Annotated in this window: 1 protein-coding gene; it reads right to left on the reverse strand. The window is 38.0% G+C overall.

Annotated features, from left to right (window positions below; translation table 11 throughout):
• A partial coding sequence (locus tag CIB29_RS18320; protein WP_423241318.1) for a Mu transposase domain-containing protein occupies positions 1 to 548 on the reverse strand: 548 nt, incomplete at its 3' end.
• Positions 549 to 581: the final 33 nt, after the last annotated feature.

Genomic DNA, 581 nt, shown 5'->3' on the forward strand with positions numbered 1-581 from the left:
AGCATTTCCTCAGCTTTTGCAGTTATTTCACAGACTTTGGCATTATATTCTGCGCTGCTTCCTGTTAAGGTTACATCCTGTGAGCGGTTGCAAATTGCCTTTATCTTCTCAGTCGTTACATCAAGAGGGCTTATCTTTTCTAAAGCTGAAATTGCTTCTTCAACTTCTTCTATACTTTTTTGTGAAATTAATTCCAGTAACTCTATGAATTGCTTCTCCCTTTTGATATAATACCTACTGTAGATTTGTTGAAGCCTGGGATCTGCCTGATGCATTGCTGTGCTGCTGGCTAGAGCTCCCGGCTTTCTCTTTAATGTGTTCACATAATGCTCTATCTTGATATCCCACTCGTTAAACCTATATCTCCTGTTATGTTCTGCTATTTTGACCCCTTCATAAAAACATAGGATTTTGTTTGAATATACCTTGGTAAATATTTTTTTACCTACGTACATGTCAGGGACAGAATAATGGCATGTATCAATAATTATAGTGGAATACTTATCAACACGGGGCTCTACAATCCTTGCAGCATCATACATAGGCATTTTGGGTAATAACCCCTCACGTTCTTCTTCCAA

The sequence above is a fragment of the Petroclostridium xylanilyticum genome (assembly GCF_002252565.1).
In the GTDB taxonomy this organism is placed as follows: domain Bacteria; phylum Bacillota; class Clostridia; order SK-Y3; family SK-Y3; genus Petroclostridium; species Petroclostridium xylanilyticum.